Source organism: Stenotrophomonas sp. NRRL B-14846 (assembly GCF_050473585.1).
Lineage (GTDB): Bacteria > Pseudomonadota > Gammaproteobacteria > Xanthomonadales > Xanthomonadaceae > Stenotrophomonas.
This window is the reverse complement of record NZ_JBFLUN010000011.1, coordinates 1-18,379: the sequence shown is the minus strand read 5'-3', so window position 1 is coordinate 18,379 and position 18,379 is coordinate 1. Positions and strand designations below refer to the sequence as shown.

Genomic DNA, 18,379 nt, shown 5'->3' with positions numbered 1-18,379 from the left:
CGGCGCGCGTGGATCCTGCGCCAGCGCGGCCTGGATCTGTGCCGCGCTTTCATCGAGTTCGTGCAGCGCCGGCTGCCATTCCGGCGCCCGGCCTGCGGGCAACGAGGCCACTGCCTGCTGGTACTGCGCGGTCATCGCCGCGGCCTGCAGCTGCAGGGTAGACGGCACCGGCGCGTCCGGCTGCGCATGGCGCCACGGCGCCACCGCGTAGAGCGCCAGGCTTGCGGCCAGTGCGGCCCCCACCGGCAACCACCAGCGCCGGCGCGAACGTGCAGGCAGCGCCACAACGTTGTCGGCCGGCACAGGCGCCGCCTGCGGTTCACGCGGCGGCAGCTGCGCCGCCAACCGCGCCCAGCCATCGGCGGGCAGGCTGCGTTCGGGTGGCAGCGCGCGCAGTCGGGCCGCCAGATCGTGGTCGGAATCGTGTTCGTGTGTACTCATGTCATGTCTCCAGCCGTGCGCGCAACAGACCGCGCGCACGATGCAACTGTGCCTTGGAACTGCCGACGGCCATCTGCAGCTGCTCGGCGATCTCGTGGTGTTTCCAGCCTTCGATGTCATGCAGCACCAGTACCGCGCGCGCCCGTGGTGGCAGCGTCGACAGCGCCCGTTCGAGGTCGCGTTCGGTGCCGGCACAACTGTCATGCACCGCCAGTTCCTGCAGTCCTCCGTCCACATCCTCAAGACTGTCGTGGTCCTGCCCGGCGGCGCGCCCACGCAGTTCCATCAGCGCAGCGTTGACGCCCAGGCGATGCAGCCAGGTCGACAGGCTGCTCTCGAAACGGAACCCGGGCAGCGCCTTCCACGCCTGCAGGAAGGCTTCCTGCAAGGCATCTTCGGCACGCGCCTGCTGGCCCCCGCACAGGCGCCACAGCACGGCGAACACGCGCGGCGCATGCCGCCGGTACAGCAGTTCATAGGCCGAGGTATCGCCGGCGGCCGCCGCCCGCACCAGGGCGGGTTCATCGACGGCGTCGTGGCGGCAGGCGGCGCGGGCATGGTGGTGTCGAGCATATCGCTTGGATGCGGCGGCCCGGGAAAAGGTTTAGAGCCGGACGACGATCACTGCCATGCAACCTTTTTGATGGCTGCTGCATCCATGGAAGGTCCTTCGCGAAATTGCCGTCCAGGAGTCCCTGCATGTCCAGCCCATCCTGCGCCGCCCTGCTGGTGATCGCCGCCTGTGTCGTACTGCAGGCGCTGGGCTGTCGCTGCAGCTGCGCCCCGACAACGGCCGCGCCTGCCTGCAGCAGCATCGCCAGGAGCTGGTCTGTCTGGCCTGGGCACCGCGGTCGAAACCGGGTCACGCGCCGGGTAACATCGGGGGCCGTTTCCCCCTCCGTAGTCACCCCATGATGTTGTCGCTGAAGGATCACCTGCCGCCTTGGACCCACCCCTGGCTGAATGACGTGGGCATCGCCGTGAAGATCCTGCTGACCCTGCTGGCGGCCTGGCTGCTGCGGGTGCTGGCGCGGCGCCTGATCCGCCGTTTCGCCGAGCACTACACGCTGCCACCGGAGATGGCGATGGGCGCGCGCCGCATCACCAGTTTCGTGGTTTATTTCAGTGCCCTGCTGTACATCCTCAGCCTGCTCGGCGCATCGCCATCGGTCCTGTGGACCGCCTTCACCGGCTTCGCGGCCGTGGGCGCGGTCGCGTTCTTCGCCGCCTGGAGCGTGCTGTCCAACATCTTCTGCACGCTGCTGATCTTCACCACCCGTCCGTTCCGCCTGCACGACTACATCGAGGTGCTGGAAAACGGTGAGAAGCCAGGCTGAAGGGCCGGGTGATCGACGTGAACCTGATCTACACCACGCTGCAGGAGACCGGCGACGGCCACGAGGGCACGGTGCTGCAGCTGCCGAACAACCTGTTCTTCCAGCGCACGGTGCGCCGCTGGCGCGACCCGGCGCAGGCCCCCGGCGGCATCCAGGGCGACGGCTGAGGGTGGTTTTCGCAGGGCTGCGCCCTGCACCTGCCGAAGCAACGTCAACTTCAACGTCAAAAACGGGCATTCCGTGGGATGGCGGGGTGGGTCCGGTTGAGGGGGGCGCCGTAAATACGTCCATGTAGGCTCGGTCGCCGCATCCATGCGGCTCACGCCCCCTCAACCGGACCCACCCCGCCTTCGACAGATTTCCGCGATCTGCCGGAACGGCACGGGGTTGGATCCCGTTGCTACGCAACGGGCTCTGACCCCAATTTGACTATCGATATCTGACAGATTTCATCCACGCATGGCGTGGATTTACCAGATCGCGGAAATCTGTCAGAGGTGGGGCGGTGTCGGATTGCGGGGTGTCAGCCGCATGGATGCGGCTGCCAAGCCTACATGGACGTACTTGCGGCGTCCCCGCAATCCGACACCACCCGCCACCCACGGAACGCCAGCTTTTGCTGTTGATGTTGCCTTGGCTTGAAGGCATCTGCAGGTGCAGGGCGCAGCCCTGCCGAACAACCCTACCTCAGCTGGCTGTCCTTGCTGCCGCGCCGGTTGTAGCCGGCATGCGCCTGCGCTTCATCATCATGTGCCTGCTGGCACGCCACGCACAGTCGAACACCCGGCACGGCCTGGCGCCGCGCCAACGGGATCGGCGCGTCGCATTCCTCACAGTGTTCCAGACCCGGGCCCTCGCGCAGTTGGCGCCGCGCGCGGGCGATCGCGTCGTCGACGGTGGCGTCGATCTGGTCCTGGACCGCGCCGTCTCCCGCCCAACCGGTGGCCATGGCCATCCTCCGCAGGTGTGTCGCCTGATATGGGGACGATACACCTCGGCAAAAGACAGGCCTTCATGTAGAGCCGAGCCACGCTCGGCTGCGCTTCAGGATGACGAATAGAACGTGGACGGGTCCGATCAGGCCGATTGCGGCTTAATCCCCTCCGTCCCCTTTTTTTGCTTACCAGACCAGGTCGTCCGGCACCTGGAACTGCGCGTAATAGGCGTCGTCCTCGGCGTTGCCGGTGGAGATCTCGGCGGTCGAGCCCGGCTGGCCGTGATCGACGATGATCGCCTCCGGCGCGCGCTCACGCACCTTCTCGGCGGCAGCACGCGGCAGCAGGGCGTAGCCCTCGCCATGGGCAACGATGACCAGCACGCCCACCGACAGCGCCTTGCGCAGCTTGGGGTCGATCAGCAGGGTACGGATCGCCGCGCCGTCGCTGAAGCGGTACTCGTCGTCGCCCTTGTGGGGTACGGCGTGGGCCGTGATGATCTGCCTGGCCTGGGCCTTCTGTTCAGCCTGCCTGGCTTGGGCATTGCGTTCGGCGGCCAGTGCGCGGTCGCGCTCGACCTTCTCGGCGCGGGCACGTTCAGCCTCGCGCTGGACCTCGGCCGAGGTCGATTCGGCCTTGCCTGGCGGGCCTTGGCCTGCGCGCTCGCGGCAGCGCTGGCCTGCGACTTCTTGGCCAGGCCGGCCTTGAGCAATTGTTCCTGCAGCGCGTTGGGCTTTGCCATGGTCGGTGCGTACCGCGTGTAATCTTGGATGCCCCATTCTACCGACGCCCCGCCGCCCCTGCATGGCAGTCCTGAAGTACCTCACCGGCTATCCCGAACCCCTGGTCGCCCAGGTCAGCGAACTGCTGGCGCAGGGCAAGCTGGGCCCTTGGCTGCAACAGCGCTACCCGGACCCGCATGAGGTGCGCAGCGACCGCCAGCTGTACGACTACACCCAGGACCTGAAGGACCGCTACCTGCGCAAGTCGGTACCGCTCAACAAGGTCTGCTACGACAACACGCTGGAAGTGATCAAGCACGCACTGGGCACCCATACCGCGATTTCCCGCGTGCACGGCGGCCGCCTCAAGGCCAGCCGCGAGATCCGCATCGCGACCGTGTTCCGCCAGGCGCCAGCGGCGTTCCTGCGCATGATCGTGGTGCATGAGCTGGCCCACCTGAAGGAAGCCGACCACAACAAGGCCTTCTACCAGCTGTGCCAGCACATGGAGCCGGACTACCTGCAGCTGGAGTTCGATACCCGCCTGTACCTGACCGAGCTGGCCAACCGCGGCCAGCGCTGACCGGCCGCAGCAGCTACACTGCGCGCCCCCTGCCCGACCTGCCTGCCATGGAACCGATCCGTCTCGACAAACGCCTGTCCGCCCTGCTCGGCATCCCGCGCGGCGAAGCGCGGCGCTACATCGAAGGCGGCTGGGTCACGGTCAACGGCGAGGTGGTGGAACAGCCGCAGCGCCCGGTCGATGACAGCGCGGTGATCGTGGTGGCCGAACAGGCCAGCGATGAAAAGGCCGAGCGGGTCAGCATGCTGCTGCACAAGCCGGCCGGTGTCGCCGCCGAAACCCTGTGTGCCCTGGTCAGCAGTGACAGCCGCAGCGAACTTGATGCCAGCGACATCCGCCCGCTGCAGCGTCACTTCCACGGCCTGCAGCTGGCCGCCTCGCTTCCGGCCAACGACAGCGGGCTGGTGGTGGTCAGCCAGGATCCGGCCACGCTGGCCCACCTGCAGCGCAACCTGGGCCGCACCGAGCAGGAATACCTGATCGAAGTGGCCGAAGGCGGTCCCGAGCGCGGCCCCTGGCTGATGGCGCGGCTGCAGCAGGAATCGGGCGGCGCCAAGGTCAGCTGGCAGAGCGAGCAGCGCCTGCGTTTCGCCGGCAAGGGCCTGACCGCCAAGGGGCTGCGTGTAGCGGTCAGCGCCGCCGGCCTGCAGGTCACGGCCGTGCGCCGCCTGCGTATCGGGCGCGTGGCGCTGGGGCCGCTTCCGCCGGCGCAGTGGCGTTATCTGGGCAGCGACGAGCGCTTCTGACCCTTCACCCTCGGGGTCGGATCCCTTTCCGCGGGCAAGGGCTCTGACCCCATCCACGCATGGCGTGCATCCACAGCAATGGGTCTGTCGGCTTTCATCCACGCATGGCGTGGATCTACCATCGGGGCATGAGCCTGCCCACACCCTTGTGGCGGACGCCTGCTGCGCGTCGCTGCGATCGTCATCGCCGCACTGTTGCTGCTGGTCCTGTCCGGCCTGCTGCTGGCCGACCACCTCACGCCGCAGGCGCACGGCGCGCCCTCGCAGGTGCTGCCACTACAACCCGCGCAGACCCGTATCGACCAGCAGATCGTGCCGTTGCAGGAGGCCCATCCCGGCCAGTCGGGCGTGGCGTTCCTCAGCGATGGCATGGATGCGTTCGCCGCGCGCGCGCTGATCACCACCTACGCCGGCCGCAGCCTGGACCTGCAGTACTACATCTGGCACGACGACCTGATCGGCCACCTGATGGCCAAGGCGCTGTATGACGCCGCCGAGCGCGGTGTGCGCGTACGCATCCTGCTCGACGACATGAACGCCAAGGACAAGGACGCGTTGATGATGGCACTCGATGCGCACCCGAACATCGAGATCCGCCTGTACAACCCGTTCCGCAACCGCAGCGGCATCGCACGCACGCTGGAACTGGTGCAACGCGCCTTCAGCGTGAACCACCGCATGCACAACAAGAGCTGGATCGCCGATGGCCGCGTCGCGATCGTCGGTGGCCGCAACATCGGCGAGGAGTACTTCAGCGCGCGCGACGATGTGAACTTCCAGGACCTGGACCTGGTGGTGGCCGGCCCCGCCGTGCAGCAGGCCAACCGGATCTTCGACGACTACTGGAACAGCAGCGCGGCGATCCCGATTTCCCGCGCTGGCCTCGTACAGCGATGAACAGCTGCGGCAACTCGTGCGGCAGTCGGACCTGGATGCGATGCATGCCAGGGCGCAGCCCTACCTGCAGCGCGTTGCAGAGTCGCGCCGCCTGCAACGCCCCAGCCCGGAGCCGCTGCACTGGAGCGCGAACGTGCGCATCGCCTCCGATCCGCCGATGAAGCACCGCGACGATGATCGCCGCAACTGGCTGGTCAACACGCTCAGCGACGAGCTGGCAACCGCCCGTGCGCAGCGCACTGCTGATCTCGCCCTACTTCGTCCCTGGCAGCGAAGGCGTTGAAGGCCTGTCGGCGCTGGCCGCGCGCGGTGCGCAGGTCGGGGTGGTGACCAACTCACTGGCCGCCAACGACGTGGCGGCAGTGCACGGCGGCTACATGGGCTACCGCGTGCCGCTGCTGAAGGCCGGCGTGCAGCTGTACGAACTGAAGGCGCACGGCCAGCTGGATACCAGCCTGTTCGGCAGCAGTGGCGCCAGCCTGCACACCAAGGCGTTCGTGGTCGATGGTCGCCGCGGCTTCGTCGGCTCGTTCAACCTCGACCCGCGCTCGGCCTACCTCAACACCGAGATGGGCGTGCTGTTCGACGATCCGGTGCTGGGCGCGCAGCTGCGCGACGAGTACCTGCGCCTGGCCAGCCCGGATCACAGCTGGTGGCTGGCCCTGGGACGCGATGATGGGCTGCGCTGGCTGCAGCGGCAGCCGCCACCGCATTGGGTGGAGGCCGAACCCGGGGCGAGCCTGGGCAAGCGCTGGACCGCGCGGGTGATCAGCTGGCTGCCGGTGGAATCGCAGCTGTAGCGCTCAGAGACGCCGGACTGGCCTCGTCCTGTCCGGCCTCATCCAGCGTTTCCACGCTGCGCCCATGCAGGCGCCGCCAGATCCAGCGCAATGCATGCGGCGGTGCCGAAGGCAGCTGCTCCAGCAGGGCCAGCATGCGGCTCTGGCTGGCATGCCCATGGCGGCACAACAGGCTGGCCGCTGCGGCCGCGCTGGCCAGGCGCAGGCTGTCGGCCAACGGTCCTTCCGCATCCACCGCCAATGCCTGGTGAACCGGCTCAGGCAACTCCCATGCGGCGGCGACCCGCTGCGCCAGCGGCAACGACCACTGCTGCAGCAGCTGCAGGGCCAGGGCCGGCTCCACGGCCTCGCCACGGGCCTGCGCCTCCTGCAGCAGCTGACGCATCACCAGTGCCGCACCCAGCCCCTGCACCAGGCCCAGCCACTGTGCGGCGAAGGCATCGCCGAAGGTGACCGTGCGTGCGTGGTCGGCCGCTGCACGCGATGCCAGCAGTGCGTGCTCCCAGATGATCGCGCTGAACTGCGGGAACACCTCGCATTGCACCTGCATCACCGGCTGCACCAGTACCGCACTGATGATCTGCCGCACGCCTTCGGTGCCGACCAGCGTCACCGCCCGTTGCAGGCTCTCTACCGGGCGCTCGTGGACCTTGTAGGCCGGGCTGTTGGCGATGCGCAGCAGGTTGCCGGTCAGCACCGGGTCCTGGCCGATGATCGCGGCCATCACCCGGGCCGAGGCGGCATCGTCGTTGACGGTCTGGATCAGCTGCGGCAGCAGCTGCGGCCGGCGGGGCAGCTGCCTGGCCGCCCAGTCGCGGTCCTGCAGCGCGCGTGCCACCGCCTCGCCCAGGCCGGGGTCCTGCACCGGCGTTGGCTCGCCGGCCAGCCGTGGGTACAAGGCAAGCGCATGCAGCCCGCGTTGCAGGTGAGCGGCGATCTCCGCCGAGGGCAGCGCCTCGCCCTGCAGGCTTGCGGCTGCGGCGGCCACCGCCTGGCGGGACGCGGCAACCAGCCGCGCCGGTGCCGTCCCGGTCGAACGTGTCAGCCAGCCGCGCAGCGAGCGCCACCAGGCCGCTGTCATCGCCGCCCGTCCTGTCGTTGTGATGCCCTTGCCGTCACTGACCGCCCTGCCTCTTCACGCCCATCCGGCCACCCGCCGTCGTCGCAGCATCGGCCGCACTTTCATCTTCTTTAACCGGACGGCCGCCACGTCGACGGCACCGGCCGGGGGAATGGACTAGAATGGCGCCGCGCGACCCGTCCCCCAGCCATGACGACGTCGCTTTTTTTGTTTTGGGACCCTACCGTTCACTGGCCGTTCGCTGCAGTTCGCCGCTGTTCGCGCCATCGGAGACGCCATGCTATTCGAAACCCTCGCCACCACCGGCCACGAACAAGTGGTGTTCTGCCACAACCACGACGCCGGCCTGAAGGCGATCATCGCCATCCACAACACCACCCTGGGCCCGGCCCTGGGCGGCTGTGCGCATGCGCCCCTACGCCAGCACCGACGAGGCACTGGCCGACGTGCTGCGGCTGAGCCGGACGATGACCTACAAGAATGCGCTGGCCGGCCTCAACGTCGGTGGCGGCAAGGCGGTGATCATTGGCGACCCGAAGGTGGACAAGACCGAGGTGCTGTTCCGCGCCTTCGGCCGTTACGTCGACTCGCTGGGCGGCCGCTACATCACCGCCGAAGACGTCGGCACCGACGTCAACGACATGGAGAACATCTACCTGGAGAGCCAGTTCGTGACCGGCGTGCACCAGGTCCATGGCGGCTCTGGCGATCCCGCCCCGTTCACCGCCTACGGTGCGCTGCAGGCGCTGATGGCGGCGATGCGCTTCAAGTTCGGCCATGAGGAAGTGGGCAAGACCAGCATCGCGGTGCAGGGCCTGGGCCACATCGGCATGGAGCTGGTGAAACTGCTGCGCGACCGCGGCGCCAAGCTGTATGTCACCGACCTGGACGGCGCGCTGGTCGATCGCGCGGTCAGCGATTTCGGCGCCGAAGCGGTCAAGCCCGACGAGATCCACGAAGTGAACGCCGACGTGTTCGCACCGTGCGCGCTGGAAGGCGCCATCAACGCCGACACCCTGCCGCGGATCAAGGCGAAGATCATCTGCGGCACCGCCAACAACCAGCTGTCGAGCCTGGAAATCGGCGATGAACTGCACGCGCGCGGCATCCTGTATGCACCGGACTATGCGGTCAACGCCGGTGGCGTGATGAACGTGTCGCTGGAGATCGATGGCTACAACCGCGAACGCGCGATGCGCCTGATCCGCAGCATCTATCACAACCTCACCCGCATCTTCGAACTGTCGCAAGCGCGAGAACATCGCGCCGCAGCGTGCGGCCGACCGCATCGCCGAAAGCCGCATCCTGTCGATCGGCAAGCTGAAGATGCCGCTGGGGCCGCAGTACCCCGCGCCTGGGCAACCTGCGCGGCGGCTGAGCCTGCGATGTCGCGCGGGGCTGACGTCCCGGCGCGACCGCCCACTCAGAACCCGGTGCTGTAGCGCAACGCCGCCTGGCGCGCGCCTTCGCCACCGACGCGCTGGTCGAAGCCCAGGCTCAGGCGGCCATTACGGCCCCACCACGACTCCAGCGCCACGCCGAACAGCGCACTGCCGCGCGGCGCGTTCCAGCCCGCCAGCGGCGCCCAGGCATCGACACCGACGAAACTGGCCTGCCAATCCGCATCGGCACCATCAAGCCGCTGCTGCCACTCGGCATGCCCACGCAGGGTCCAGCGCCCCCAGCCGCGTTCGCCACGGATACCGGCCAGCATCTGGCAGCGCTGTACGCGGTTGGGCATCGCCACGCAGGCCGAAACCGAAACCCACCCAGCTCGTTGAAGGCATCGGTATCCACGCGCGTGGTGCTGGCACCCAGATACGGTGTCAACGACGCACCCGCGCGGCCGAAACGATAGCCGCCTTCGACGCTGGCACTGCTGAAGCGTCCGCCATAACGTGCGGAAACACCGTAGGCAACCTGCGCCAGCAGCAACTGGCGATCCAGCGCTACGGGTGAACTGGCCGCTGCCGACCTGCGCCAGCGCATAGCCCCGGCCCAGGTTCCAGCCGGCGTACAGCTGCGCCTGCGCCTGGCGATCACGCCCGCGATCACCGCCGAAGCTGCTGCCACCATTACTGCGGGTCTCGCCAAAGGCCACGCCCATCAGTCCATTGCTGCCTCAGCGGCAGGTCCTGACCGGCCATCCAACCGCGGCTGGTCGGCGGCATTGCCGGCAAAACTGCCCTGCCCGGCCTCACCGAGCTGCGCTCTGCCAGGCCCCGCGCAGCCGCGGGCGCCGCCTGCACGCGATTCGAAGCGACTCGGCAATGGCACGGCGTGACATGTCGATGCTGTCGAAGGTGGCCGACTCGGCACGCGCATGCGCCTGCCCGGACAGGCTCTGCAGGCTGGCTGCCAGGCCCTCGCTGCCACCACCGGTCCACTGCAGCGCACTGGCCGCCGTAACCGAATGCCGAGCCCTGCAGGGCGGGACTGCCATCGAGCACGCTGAACGCACCCTTCCAGTCGTTGCGCCGCGGACTGCGCCGAGGCCGTGAGCCCGGTCGCCGCCGCCGTGACGCTGACCTGGGTCAGGTTCAACCAGGCATTGTTGCTGTCATAGCCATAGCTGCTCTGCAGCAGCGACAGGCCCTGCAGGCCGCTGGAGGTGGCCGGGCTGCTGAAGGTGCCGCTCAGGCCACCGGCCGCATGGACCAGATCCTGGCGGCTGCCGTTCTGCGGCACATAGCCGGAGACGAAGCCATGCACGCGCACGCCACCATTGATCGAGGCGGTTGCCGGTCACCTGCAGCGCATTGGCACCGAGCGCCGATCATCAGCTGGCCACCTGCCTGCTGCGTGTAGTTGCCCTCGATGGTGCCCGGTGGTGCTGCCGTGTGGTCAGGAACACGCTGCTGCCGTTGACCACGTTTGCCGATCACGCGGGGCGTACCGCCATTGAACTGCAGGCCGGTCGAATCCGGATCGGGCTGGGCCGAGGATGGTCACGTTGGAACGGATGACACCGCCGTTCTGCAGCGACAGGATGCCGCGCTCGATGCGGGTCGCGCCGCTGTAGCTGTTGTTGCCTGCGGAGCACCAGGGTGCCCCCGCCCTGCTTGACCAGTCCGCCGCTGCCGACGATGTCGTTGCTCCACATCGAACCGGTCGAGGCCACATCCACGTTGGCCACCACATCGCCCCAGTCGAAGCGGCCCGGGCCCTTGATCGCCCGCGAGATGTCGAGCAGGCCGTAGCCGAACACCGCATGCCACGCCGGGCGCGCCGATGTCCTTGGCGGTGCCCAGCAGGGTCTGCCGCACCAGGTTGTTGTCGAAGTAGAGGGTAAGCGCTGCCAGACCAGCGCAGCGCACCGGAGATCAACGGGGCGGCTGAAAGGACGTCCCGTAGTTCCAAGTAGTAGGTGCTGCCATTGGCATCGGGATAGACGGCGCTGCCCGCGCCGCCAGGCAGTAGCGCGCTGCCTGGCCGCAGGCATTGGCATAGCTGGCCAGGGTGCACCCGGGTGCATAGGGATCCACCGCGGTCGCCACCAGCCAGCCGCGCTCCAGGTCGGCTGCCGGCAACGAGCCGGCAACGCCCTGCTGGCTGGGCAGGGCGGCCAGGCTGCTCGGCTCGGTGCGCGCATCGTTGCCGGCCGCGAACACCACCAGGCCGCCATGGTTGATGACGAACGGACGGTACTCTCGGCCGCCACCTGCGCGGTGGTCGGCAGGTCGGTCCAGTACAGGCCACCCCACGAGTTGTTCATCACCTTCACGTTGTAGCTGATCAGGTCCTGGTGGACCTGCGCCACGCCCAGCGGTCCACTGAAGGAATTGCCCTTGCCGCTGCCGTCATCGACAGGCGGCTTGTCGGCGATGATCCGCGCCGAGGACGATCTGCGCACCGGGGGCGATGCCGCCCGGCCAGGATCCCACCGACGCGCCGGCAGCCAGGCTGGCGACCGCCGTGCCGTGGCCCACCACGTCGTCCACCAGCAGGTTGTTGCGCGCCGGATCGATGTAGTTGAGGTTGGCGATCACGCGCCCGTTTCAGCGCCGCGGCGTTGCGCTTGCACACCCCGAGTCGACGATGCCGATGCGCACGCCCCTGCCCGGTTCAGGCCGGCGGCCTGTGCGGCACGCGCATTGGTCACTGACAGGTGCGCGTCGAAGGCCGGTTCCTGCGGCTTGGGCCGGCGGTGCGGTGTCGTCGGAGGAGGCGTGGTCGGGGGTGTCGGGGGTGGTCGGGGGGGGATCGATGCGGACATTTGCCCGCCGCCTCCGCCACCGCCACATGCCGTCATTGCCATCGCCAGCGCCGTTGCCAGCGCGGACCTCACCATCATCGTGCGTTCCATCGATTCCTTCCCATGAACGTTGGCCTGCCTACATCCCGGCAGGCGTGCGGTGCCGCCCAGCGGCGGCCCTCCCCGACCCTCTATACTTGGGGCCGACCCCCACGCAGTCTGCCGGGAAACCGGGGCGCTTCCAACGTCCGCGGTCTCCTTTCCGAACATTGCTTACGCATCAAACGAGATTGCCATGTCCAATATCGTCATCGCCGCCGCCAAGCGCACCGCCATCGCCTCCTTCCTCGGCCAGTTCAACGGCGTGCCGACCCCCACCCTCGGCGCGGCCGCCATCGCTGCCGCCCTGGAACAGTCGGGCGTGCCGGCCAGCGACGTCTCCGAGGTCCTCATGGGCTGCGTGCTGCCGGCCAACCTCGGCCAGGCGCCCGCCCGCCAGGGCGGCGATCGCCGCCGGTATTCCGGTGTCGACCGGTGCCACCACCCTCAACAAGGTGTGCGGCTCGGGCATGAAGACCATCATGCTCGGCCATGACCTGATCAAGGCCGGTTCGGCCAGCATCGTGGTCGCCGGTGGCATGGAATCGATGTCCAACGCCCCGCACCTGCTGCCGAACTCGCGTACCGGCAACCGCTTCGGCAACCTTCCAGGCGGTCGACCACATGGCCCACGACGGCCTGGTCAACGCCTACGACGGCAAGGCCATGGGTGAATTCGCCGAATGCGCCGTGGACAAGTACCAGTTCAGCCGCGAGGAGCAGGACGCCTACGCGATCGAATCGGTCAAGCGCGCGCAGGCCGCACAGGCCAACGGTGCGTTCGCCGACGAGATCGTCGCGGTGAAGGTGGCCACCCGCAAGGGGTGACGTCGAGGTCGCCACCGACGAACAGCCGGGGCGCTCGGACATCGCCAAGATCCGACCCTGCGCCCGGCCTTCAAGAAGGACGGCAGCGTCACCGCAGCCAGTTCCTCCAGCATCTCCGACGGCGCTGCCGCGGTGGTCCTGCTGACCGAGGAAGACGCGGCCGCACGTGGCATCACCCCGCTGGCCCGCATCGTCGGTCACGCCACCCATTCGCAGGAACCGGAGTGGTTCACCACCGCCCCGATCGGCGCGATCCACACGCTGCTGGCCAAGACCGGCTGGTCGCTGGACCAGATCGACCTGTTCGAAAATCAACGAAGCCTTGCCGTGGTGCAATGGCGCCGATGCGTGAGCTGGGCATCCCGCACGACAAGCTCAACGTGAATGGCGGTGCCTGCGCGCTGGGTCATCCCATCGGTGCCTCCGGTGCACGTCTGGTGGTGACCCTGGTCAACGCCCTGCGCACGCGCGGTGGCAAGCGCGGCATTGCCACCCTGTGCATCGGTGGCGGCGAAGCAACGGCAATCGCCATCGAATTGATTTAAAAAGATTTAACGATGATTTCGCAAAAATGAATGCGGGATCGCTTGACACCCAATCTTGGCTTGTCATCATGTTGTCGGCGCGCAGCATGCGCGTTGCCTAATTCTAACGACGAGGATTTACACAATGAGCATCAACAAGCTGCTGGTCGCGATGTCCCTGGCTCTGGCCCTGGCCGCCTGCTCGAAGCAGGAAGCTGCCCAGGACGCCGCTGCTTCGGCCAACGAAGCCGCCACCGAAGCCCAGGCTGCTGCCGACCAGGCCGCCGCTGCCGGCGCCCGAGACCGCCGACGCTGCCCAGCAGGCTGCCAACACCGCCGCCACCGCTGCTGACGCTTCGGTCGACGCCGCTGCCCAGCGTGGCGCTGCTGCCACCTTGACGCTGCTGCCGGCGCTGCTGCCGACGCTGCCAAGGCTGCCGAAGGCACCGCCGAGAAGGCCAAGGACGCTGCTGAAGAAGCCAAGAAGTAATAACTTCTTTCTTCACGCTGTTCTGGAAAAGCCGCTGGTTCGCCAGCGGCTTTTTCTTTGCACCGATGCCACACGCACAGCGCAGGCATCGCGACCCCGTCTTCACAACGGCATGAATAGGCTGGCGTCCCCATCCATTGCAGTACCGGAGACCGCCATGAAGATTCGCCCGATCACCACCACCCCTGCTGGCCGCCTCCCTGCTGCTGGCCCTGGCCGCCTGCAAGGGCCCGGAAGCCGAACAGGGCCAAGCAGGACGCACAGCAGGCCGCTGACAGCGCCGGCGCAGCTGCCCGCGATGCCGTCGACAAGGCGGCAGAAGCCACCCGTGACGCCGCCGACAAGACCGCTGCAGCCTCCGAGCAGGGCCGCCGCCGATACCCAGCAGGCGCTGGACAAGGCCGCCAGCGCCACCGCCAACGCCGCTGACAAGGCCAAGGACGCCGCAACCGACGCCGCTGCACACGCCAGCGACGCCACCGCCAACGCCGCGCAGAAGGTGGCCGACAAGGGCCCGCGACGTCGCCAATGACGCCAAGGCCAACGCCGCCAAGGAAGAAGCCAAGCACTAACGGTTCGTTCGCCGGGCATGGCCCGGCGCTACCGACCAGCCGAGCATCGGCTCGGCTCCACAGGAAAAGCCGCGGCATTGCCGCGGCTTTTCTGCTTTTCGCTCTCCGCTCTTTCTGTTGATTCCGTGGTGGACGGCACGGAAACCGTCCAAGGCCGCGCGGGTGGGTTGCGCAGGGGCGTGAGCCGCATGGATGCGGCGACCGAGCTTGCATGGGACGTACTTGCAGCGCCCCCTGCGCAACCCACCCGCGCGGCCCGCTCACGACGCAGACTCCGCGCCGCCCACCACGAGGGGCTCCGCCGTTGGCCACCTCCTACGGGCAGCGCGCGCACCAGCATCGCCGACAGATCCACGCCCGCCCGGCAGCGTCCCCGAACACCCAGCCCATGCTCCCCTTGCAGCCGGCTGCGCACGAACGCCTCCGCCATCGGACTCCGCGCACGCAACAGCAGCGCGGCCTGCAACAACAGCGCAGTGCGCTCGCAGAACAGCCGCGCCTGCGACTCATCCGGTGGTGGCGCCGCTGCCCAACGGCTGCAAAGCCGCTGCGTAGCGCGCATCACGATCAGCCACCGCCGCCAACTCAGCGCGCAGCGCCGCCAGCGCCTCCGGTTCGCGCGCCAGCGCGCGCAGCACGTCCAGGCACTGGATGTTGCCGCTTCCTTCCCAGATCGAATTCAATGGTGCCTGCCGGTACAGCCGCGGCAGCATCGATTCCTCCACATAGCCCGCACCGCCCAGGCATTCCTGTGCTTCATTGACGAAGGCCGGCGCGCGCTTGCACAGCCAGTACTTGCCCAGCGCCGTCCCCACACGCGCCAACGCGGGCTTCGTTGGCATCCACGCCGGCCCCGGTCCACCGCACGCGCGATGCGCATCGACAGCACCGTGGCCGCTTCCGACTCCAGTGCCAGGTCGGCCAGCACATTGGCCATCAACGGGGTGCTCGACCAGCAGCTTGCCGAACGTGCGGCGATGCCGCGCGTGATGCAGTGCCTGCGCCAGCGCCATGCGCATTTCCGCCGCCGCGCCCCAGCATGCAGTCCAGGCGGGGTCATCATCACCATGCCGATGATGGTGGCCACGCTCGCGTCCTTCCTCGCCCACGCGCCACGCCTGCGCCCCCGCAGAACTCGACTTCGCTGGAGGCATTGGCCCAATCGCCAAGCTTGTCCTTCAAGCGCATCAACCGGAAGGCGTTGCGGTCACCGTCGGCCAGCCGGCGCGGCATCAGCAGGCAGGTCAGTCCTCCCGGCGCCTGCGCCAGCACCAGGAAGCCATCGCACATCGGTGCGGAAAAGAACCACTTGTGACCGACCAGGCGATAGCGCTCGCCATCGATCGGTTCGGCGCGCGTGCTGTTGGCGCGCACATCCGAGCCTCCCTGCTTTTCGGTCATGCCCCATGCCCAACGTGATGCCGGCCTTGTCCGCCACCGGTACATCGCGCGGGTCGTAGACCGGCGCTGCGGCCTTGCGTGCCCACTCGGCCAGGTGCGGCTGCGTGTGCAGCACCGCTACTGCCGCATGGGTCATCGTCAACGGGCAACTGGTGCCGGCCTCGGCCTGGTGGTGCAGGTAGCTCAACACCGCACGCGCGACATGCGCGCCGGGTTGCGGCTCGTGCCAGGACAACCCGGCGACACCGTGCGATTTCGCCGTGCCCATCAACTGGTGATAGGCCGGATGGAACTCCACCGTATCGATGCGATGGCCCTGCGCATCATGCGTGCGCAGGCGCGGCCGATCGCGGTTGGCATCGAAGCCGAGCCGGTACAGCTCGTCACCCGCCAGCGCGCCATAGAGCGCCAGCCGCGGCGCGAAGCTGCCCAGCACCTTCGCGCCTGCACCGCCTCCATCAGCGCCACGTCATCGGTCCACAACTGGCGCCCCGCGAATGGCGGCGGCTGGTTCAGCACCACGTGGGGTCTCGAAGGGGGGCATTCATCGCATTGCCTGCTGCGGTCATCGGCGCATCCTGCACGAAGAGGTGATGACCGATTCTGCCGCAGACCGCGACGAGGCCGTGTTCAGCCGCCGCGGGGCCAATGCCACCGGCATCAGGCTGAAATCAACGCCGGTACTGGCCGTCACCGGCAGTTCCTGCAGCATCTGCGCTGCACATCGGCGGATATAGCCGTGATGCTCATCGGCGGCATGGCTGATCAGGGCTGCCGACATGGAACTCGAACACATCCTCCAGTACGTCGGGCTGGTCCTCGTGCAGCATCCGCAGCAGACCGCGCCAGCTTGCAGATTTCCGATTCCAGCTCCTCGACCGCGGAACAACATGGCGTCCTCCTCTTCAACATCAGCGGCTCATCCGGGCCGCAGCAGGCGGCGACGGCAGGGCCGCCGGGGGCCATGCGCGATGTTGATCACGGAAAGGAAAACGGGCGACGCGGCTGTCGCGTGCTCCCCTCTTCTCGCATATCCGCAGTGAGGCAACCGTTAATTCACGTGACGGCGTGCTTCACGCCGTTGCCGCAGCCACGTGCGCGCGCGGCGGTTCGGCCGCAGTGGCCAGCGCATCGATGAAAGCCGGATCCAGCGCAAGCGAACCGAACCAGCCATGCTGGGTACCGCTGAGACACGCGCAGCATGTGGCCACGCCCACCCGGCAGGCGCCCCATCGGGCCGAGCAGCACGTCGCGCGCCTTCGCCCAGGCATCGCTGGTCGGACTGGAACAGCGGCGTCAGCCAACGGCTCCAGCGCTGATAGGACCGCAACGTGTGCCCTGCGCTGCGCCTGGTAGGCCTGCAATGCAGCGGCACCACCGCCCTGCGCGCGCACGGCCATCGCGCAGTGCCAGCGCATCGAGCAGCGCCATGTTCACGCCCTGCCCCAGCTGCGGGCTCATCGCATGTGCGGCATCGCCGGCCCAGCACCATGCGGCCGCAATGCACAGCGCGTCATCACAGCGTCACGGTAGACCGCGCGCGCGAGCTGGCCGGCATCATGCAGATGCGCGAAGCGTGCACTGGCCTGCGGCCACAGCGCGTGCAGTTCGTCCAGCCAGGGCGTCATGCCATCGGCCTGCCAACGTTCGAAGTCGGCGCGTGGCAGGCTCCAGAAGAAGCTCAGGCGCGGCGTGTCATCACCGGGCCGCGTACCGACCGGCAACAGCCCCGATCATCTTGCGCGCGGCCACGTAGCGCTGCCGCAGCTCCTGCAGGTGCGGCCAGTCCTCGGCCGGCAACAGGCACCACAGCGCGCCCCAGGGATACACGCGGTCCCAGCCCGGTACCGCCTTCGATCGAGCCGCGCAGCGTCGAAGCCGCACCATCGGCGGCCACCACCAGGTCGAACGGCCCATGCATGCGGCCCTCACTGTCACGCAGGCGGCCCTGCTCTGCATCCACTGCGGCAATGGTGACGCCGGCATGCAGCTGGCCCGCACCCCGCACGCGCCTCGTCCAGCAGCGAGAACAGCGCCCCACGCTGCATGCCGAGGCCGTGCAGGCGCGCATCCAGACCGTCATAGCGCATGTCCATCACCATGCGTTCGCACGGCGTATCGCCATACAGACGGTGCACCGGCGCCGCATGCGCGCGCACGGCATTCAAGCAGGCCCATCTGCCACAGCACCTGCAGGCCGCTGGGGCTGCAGCAGGAAGCCGGCGCCAACCGGCCCCGGCAGTGGGCACGCGTTCGAAGATCTCCACCTCCGTGGCCATCACGGGAGAGCAGGATGGACAATGCCTGTCCAGCAGTGCCGTAGCCGATCACGGCGATGCGCAGTCGTTCCTTCATGGGCGCATTGTGCCCGAGGTGGGTTGCGAATGGAGAATGGAGGCCACGCACGGCATCGCACGCATGGCGTGGATCTACTGCGCAAAAAAACCCCGCCGAAGCGGTGGTTTTCAACGCACTGTCGAGAGTGGATCACTCGGCCGGCGTGATGTTCGAAGCCTGGGCACCCTTCGGGCCCTGGGTCACGTCATAGGTGACACGCTGGCCTTCCTGCAGGGCTGCGGAAGCCCTTGGAGTTGATGGCGGAGAAGTGCGCGAACACGTCGGCGCTGCCATCCTCCGGCGAGATGAAGCCAAATCCCTTGGCGTCGTTGAACCACTTGACGGTACCGTTCGGCATGGTGATGCGAGACCTTATGCAATGAATGGGTGG

Annotated in this window: 12 protein-coding genes and 13 pseudogenes; 10 read left to right on the top strand and 15 right to left on the bottom strand. The window is 68.0% G+C overall.

Translation table 11 applies throughout. The annotated features are described in order from the left end of the window. Together AB1281_RS01120 and AB1281_RS01115 are read right to left on the bottom strand one after the other, a co-directional pair. The coding region (locus tag AB1281_RS01120) for a hypothetical protein (protein WP_430344864.1) at positions 1-441 on the bottom strand (441 nt) is incomplete at its 3' end. 1 nt (position 442) lies between these two features. Then, a pseudogene (locus AB1281_RS01115) lies at positions 443-1,014 on the bottom strand (RNA polymerase sigma factor). A gap of 338 nt (positions 1,015-1,352) precedes the next feature. On the opposite strand from AB1281_RS01115, the pseudogene AB1281_RS01110 reads away from it, so the two are divergent. Continuing rightward, positions 1,353-1,945: pseudogene (locus tag AB1281_RS01110) on the top strand (mechanosensitive ion channel domain-containing protein). Between the two features lie 515 nt (positions 1,946-2,460). On the opposite strand, the gene AB1281_RS01105 reads toward AB1281_RS01110, so the two are convergent. Together AB1281_RS01105 and AB1281_RS01100 are read right to left on the bottom strand one after the other, a co-directional pair. Next, a complete protein-coding gene (locus tag AB1281_RS01105; RefSeq protein ID WP_032129365.1) occupies positions 2,461-2,727 on the bottom strand; it encodes a DksA/TraR family C4-type zinc finger protein in 267 nt (88 codons plus the stop codon). Between the two features lie 171 nt (positions 2,728-2,898). Beyond that, a pseudogene (locus tag AB1281_RS01100) lies at positions 2,899-3,455 on the bottom strand (DUF2058 domain-containing protein). Positions 3,456-3,517: 62 nt separating this feature from the next. Between AB1281_RS01100 and AB1281_RS01095 the strand changes: the two are divergent. The 3 genes and pseudogenes from AB1281_RS01095 (at position 3,518) to AB1281_RS01085 (ending at position 6,461) form a co-directional block, all read left to right on the top strand. Further along, positions 3,518-4,018 (top strand): M48 metallopeptidase family protein, encoded by a 501-nt coding sequence (locus AB1281_RS01095; protein WP_014038064.1) that lies wholly within the window; start codon positions 3,518-3,520, stop codon positions 4,016-4,018. 47 nt (positions 4,019-4,065) lie between these two features. Further along, positions 4,066-4,764, top strand: coding sequence for an RNA pseudouridine synthase (locus tag AB1281_RS01090; protein ID WP_430344863.1), 699 nt, complete (start codon positions 4,066-4,068; stop codon positions 4,762-4,764). 104 nt (positions 4,765-4,868) lie between these two features. Next, positions 4,869-6,461: pseudogene (locus AB1281_RS01085) on the top strand (phospholipase D family protein). Here AB1281_RS01085 and AB1281_RS01080 read toward each other — a convergent pair. Further along, positions 6,430-7,542, bottom strand: coding sequence for an HDOD domain-containing protein (locus tag AB1281_RS01080; RefSeq protein ID WP_430344862.1), 1,113 nt, complete (start codon positions 7,540-7,542; stop codon positions 6,430-6,432). The pseudogene AB1281_RS01085 and the gene AB1281_RS01080 overlap by 32 nt on opposite strands. A gap of 277 nt (positions 7,543-7,819) precedes the next feature. Here AB1281_RS01080 and AB1281_RS01075 point away from each other — a divergent pair. Then, positions 7,820-8,920: pseudogene (locus AB1281_RS01075) on the top strand (Glu/Leu/Phe/Val dehydrogenase dimerization domain-containing protein). Between the two features lie 45 nt (positions 8,921-8,965). On the opposite strand, the gene AB1281_RS01070 reads toward AB1281_RS01075, so the two are convergent. The 6 genes and pseudogenes from AB1281_RS01070 to AB1281_RS01045 form a co-directional block, all read right to left on the bottom strand. Further along, a complete protein-coding gene (locus AB1281_RS01070) occupies positions 8,966-9,289 on the bottom strand; it encodes a hypothetical protein (RefSeq protein WP_430344865.1) in 324 nt (107 codons plus the stop codon). A gap of 80 nt (positions 9,290-9,369) precedes the next feature. Beyond that, positions 9,370-9,531 (bottom strand): annotated as a pseudogene (locus AB1281_RS01065) (hypothetical protein); the annotation flags it as partial. 208 nt (positions 9,532-9,739) lie between these two features. Next, positions 9,740-9,985, bottom strand: a complete 246-nt coding sequence (locus AB1281_RS01060; RefSeq protein WP_430344861.1) for a hypothetical protein — start codon at positions 9,983-9,985, stop codon at positions 9,740-9,742. 401 nt (positions 9,986-10,386) lie between these two features. Continuing rightward, complete coding sequence (locus AB1281_RS01055; RefSeq protein ID WP_430344860.1) at positions 10,387-10,665, bottom strand: hypothetical protein; 279 nt, start codon at positions 10,663-10,665, stop codon at positions 10,387-10,389. A 200-nt stretch (positions 10,666-10,865) separates the two neighbouring features. Beyond that, positions 10,866-11,246 (bottom strand): hypothetical protein, encoded by a 381-nt coding sequence (locus AB1281_RS01050; RefSeq protein WP_430344859.1) that lies wholly within the window; start codon positions 11,244-11,246, stop codon positions 10,866-10,868. A 96-nt stretch (positions 11,247-11,342) separates the two neighbouring features. Then, positions 11,343-11,531 (bottom strand): hypothetical protein, encoded by a 189-nt coding sequence (locus tag AB1281_RS01045; RefSeq protein WP_430344858.1) that lies wholly within the window; start codon positions 11,529-11,531, stop codon positions 11,343-11,345. A 501-nt stretch (positions 11,532-12,032) separates the two neighbouring features. Here AB1281_RS01045 and AB1281_RS01040 point away from each other — a divergent pair. The 5 genes and pseudogenes from AB1281_RS01040 (at position 12,033) to AB1281_RS01020 (ending at position 14,250) form a co-directional block, all read left to right on the top strand. Next, complete coding sequence (locus tag AB1281_RS01040; protein ID WP_430344857.1) at positions 12,033-12,332, top strand: hypothetical protein; 300 nt, start codon at positions 12,033-12,035, stop codon at positions 12,330-12,332. Further along, the gene (locus AB1281_RS01035) at positions 12,262-12,510 is read left to right on the top strand and encodes a hypothetical protein (protein ID WP_430344856.1); all 249 of its coding nucleotides are present in this window, start codon (positions 12,262-12,264) and stop codon (positions 12,508-12,510) included. The genes AB1281_RS01040 and AB1281_RS01035 overlap by 71 nt, the downstream gene beginning before the upstream one ends. Then, positions 12,461-13,209, top strand: a pseudogene (locus tag AB1281_RS01030) (thiolase family protein). Before AB1281_RS01035 ends, AB1281_RS01030 begins: the two are co-directional and overlap by 50 nt. 124 nt (positions 13,210-13,333) lie before the next feature. Further along, positions 13,334-13,678, top strand: a pseudogene (locus tag AB1281_RS01025) (hypothetical protein). A gap of 157 nt (positions 13,679-13,835) precedes the next feature. Beyond that, positions 13,836-14,250, top strand: a pseudogene (locus tag AB1281_RS01020) (hypothetical protein). 319 nt (positions 14,251-14,569) lie between these two features. Here AB1281_RS01020 and AB1281_RS01015 read toward each other — a convergent pair. The 4 pseudogenes from AB1281_RS01015 to AB1281_RS01000 form a co-directional block, all read right to left on the bottom strand. After that, positions 14,570-16,173, bottom strand: a pseudogene (locus tag AB1281_RS01015) (acyl-CoA dehydrogenase family protein); the annotation flags it as partial. Between the two features lie 133 nt (positions 16,174-16,306). Continuing rightward, positions 16,307-16,563: pseudogene (locus AB1281_RS01010) on the bottom strand (hypothetical protein); the annotation flags it as partial. A 161-nt stretch (positions 16,564-16,724) separates the two neighbouring features. Next, positions 16,725-18,006, bottom strand: a pseudogene (locus AB1281_RS01005) (FAD-dependent oxidoreductase). A 132-nt stretch (positions 18,007-18,138) separates the two neighbouring features. Further along, positions 18,139-18,346, bottom strand: a pseudogene (locus tag AB1281_RS01000) (cold-shock protein). Positions 18,347-18,379: the final 33 nt, after the last annotated feature.

Excerpts from the sequence above, each read along its gene's own strand:
- AB1281_RS01105 (WP_032129365.1), bottom strand. The coding sequence starts at position 2,727 with ATGGCCACCGGTTGGGCGGGAGACGGCGCGGTCCAGGACCAGATCGAC.
- AB1281_RS01095 (WP_014038064.1), top strand. The coding sequence starts at position 3,518 with ATGGCAGTCCTGAAGTACCTCACCGGCTATCCCGAACCCCTGGTCGCC.
- AB1281_RS01090 (WP_430344863.1), top strand. The coding sequence starts at position 4,066 with ATGGAACCGATCCGTCTCGACAAACGCCTGTCCGCCCTGCTCGGCATC.
- AB1281_RS01080 (WP_430344862.1), bottom strand. The coding sequence starts at position 7,542 with ATGACAGCGGCCTGGTGGCGCTCGCTGCGCGGCTGGCTGACACGTTCG.
- AB1281_RS01060 (WP_430344861.1), bottom strand. The coding sequence starts at position 9,985 with ATGGCAGTCCCGCCCTGCAGGGCTCGGCATTCGGTTACGGCGGCCAGT.
- AB1281_RS01055 (WP_430344860.1), bottom strand. The coding sequence starts at position 10,665 with ATGTGGCCTCGACCGGTTCGATGTGGAGCAACGACATCGTCGGCAGCG.
- AB1281_RS01040 (WP_430344857.1), top strand. The coding sequence starts at position 12,033 with ATGTCCAATATCGTCATCGCCGCCGCCAAGCGCACCGCCATCGCCTCC.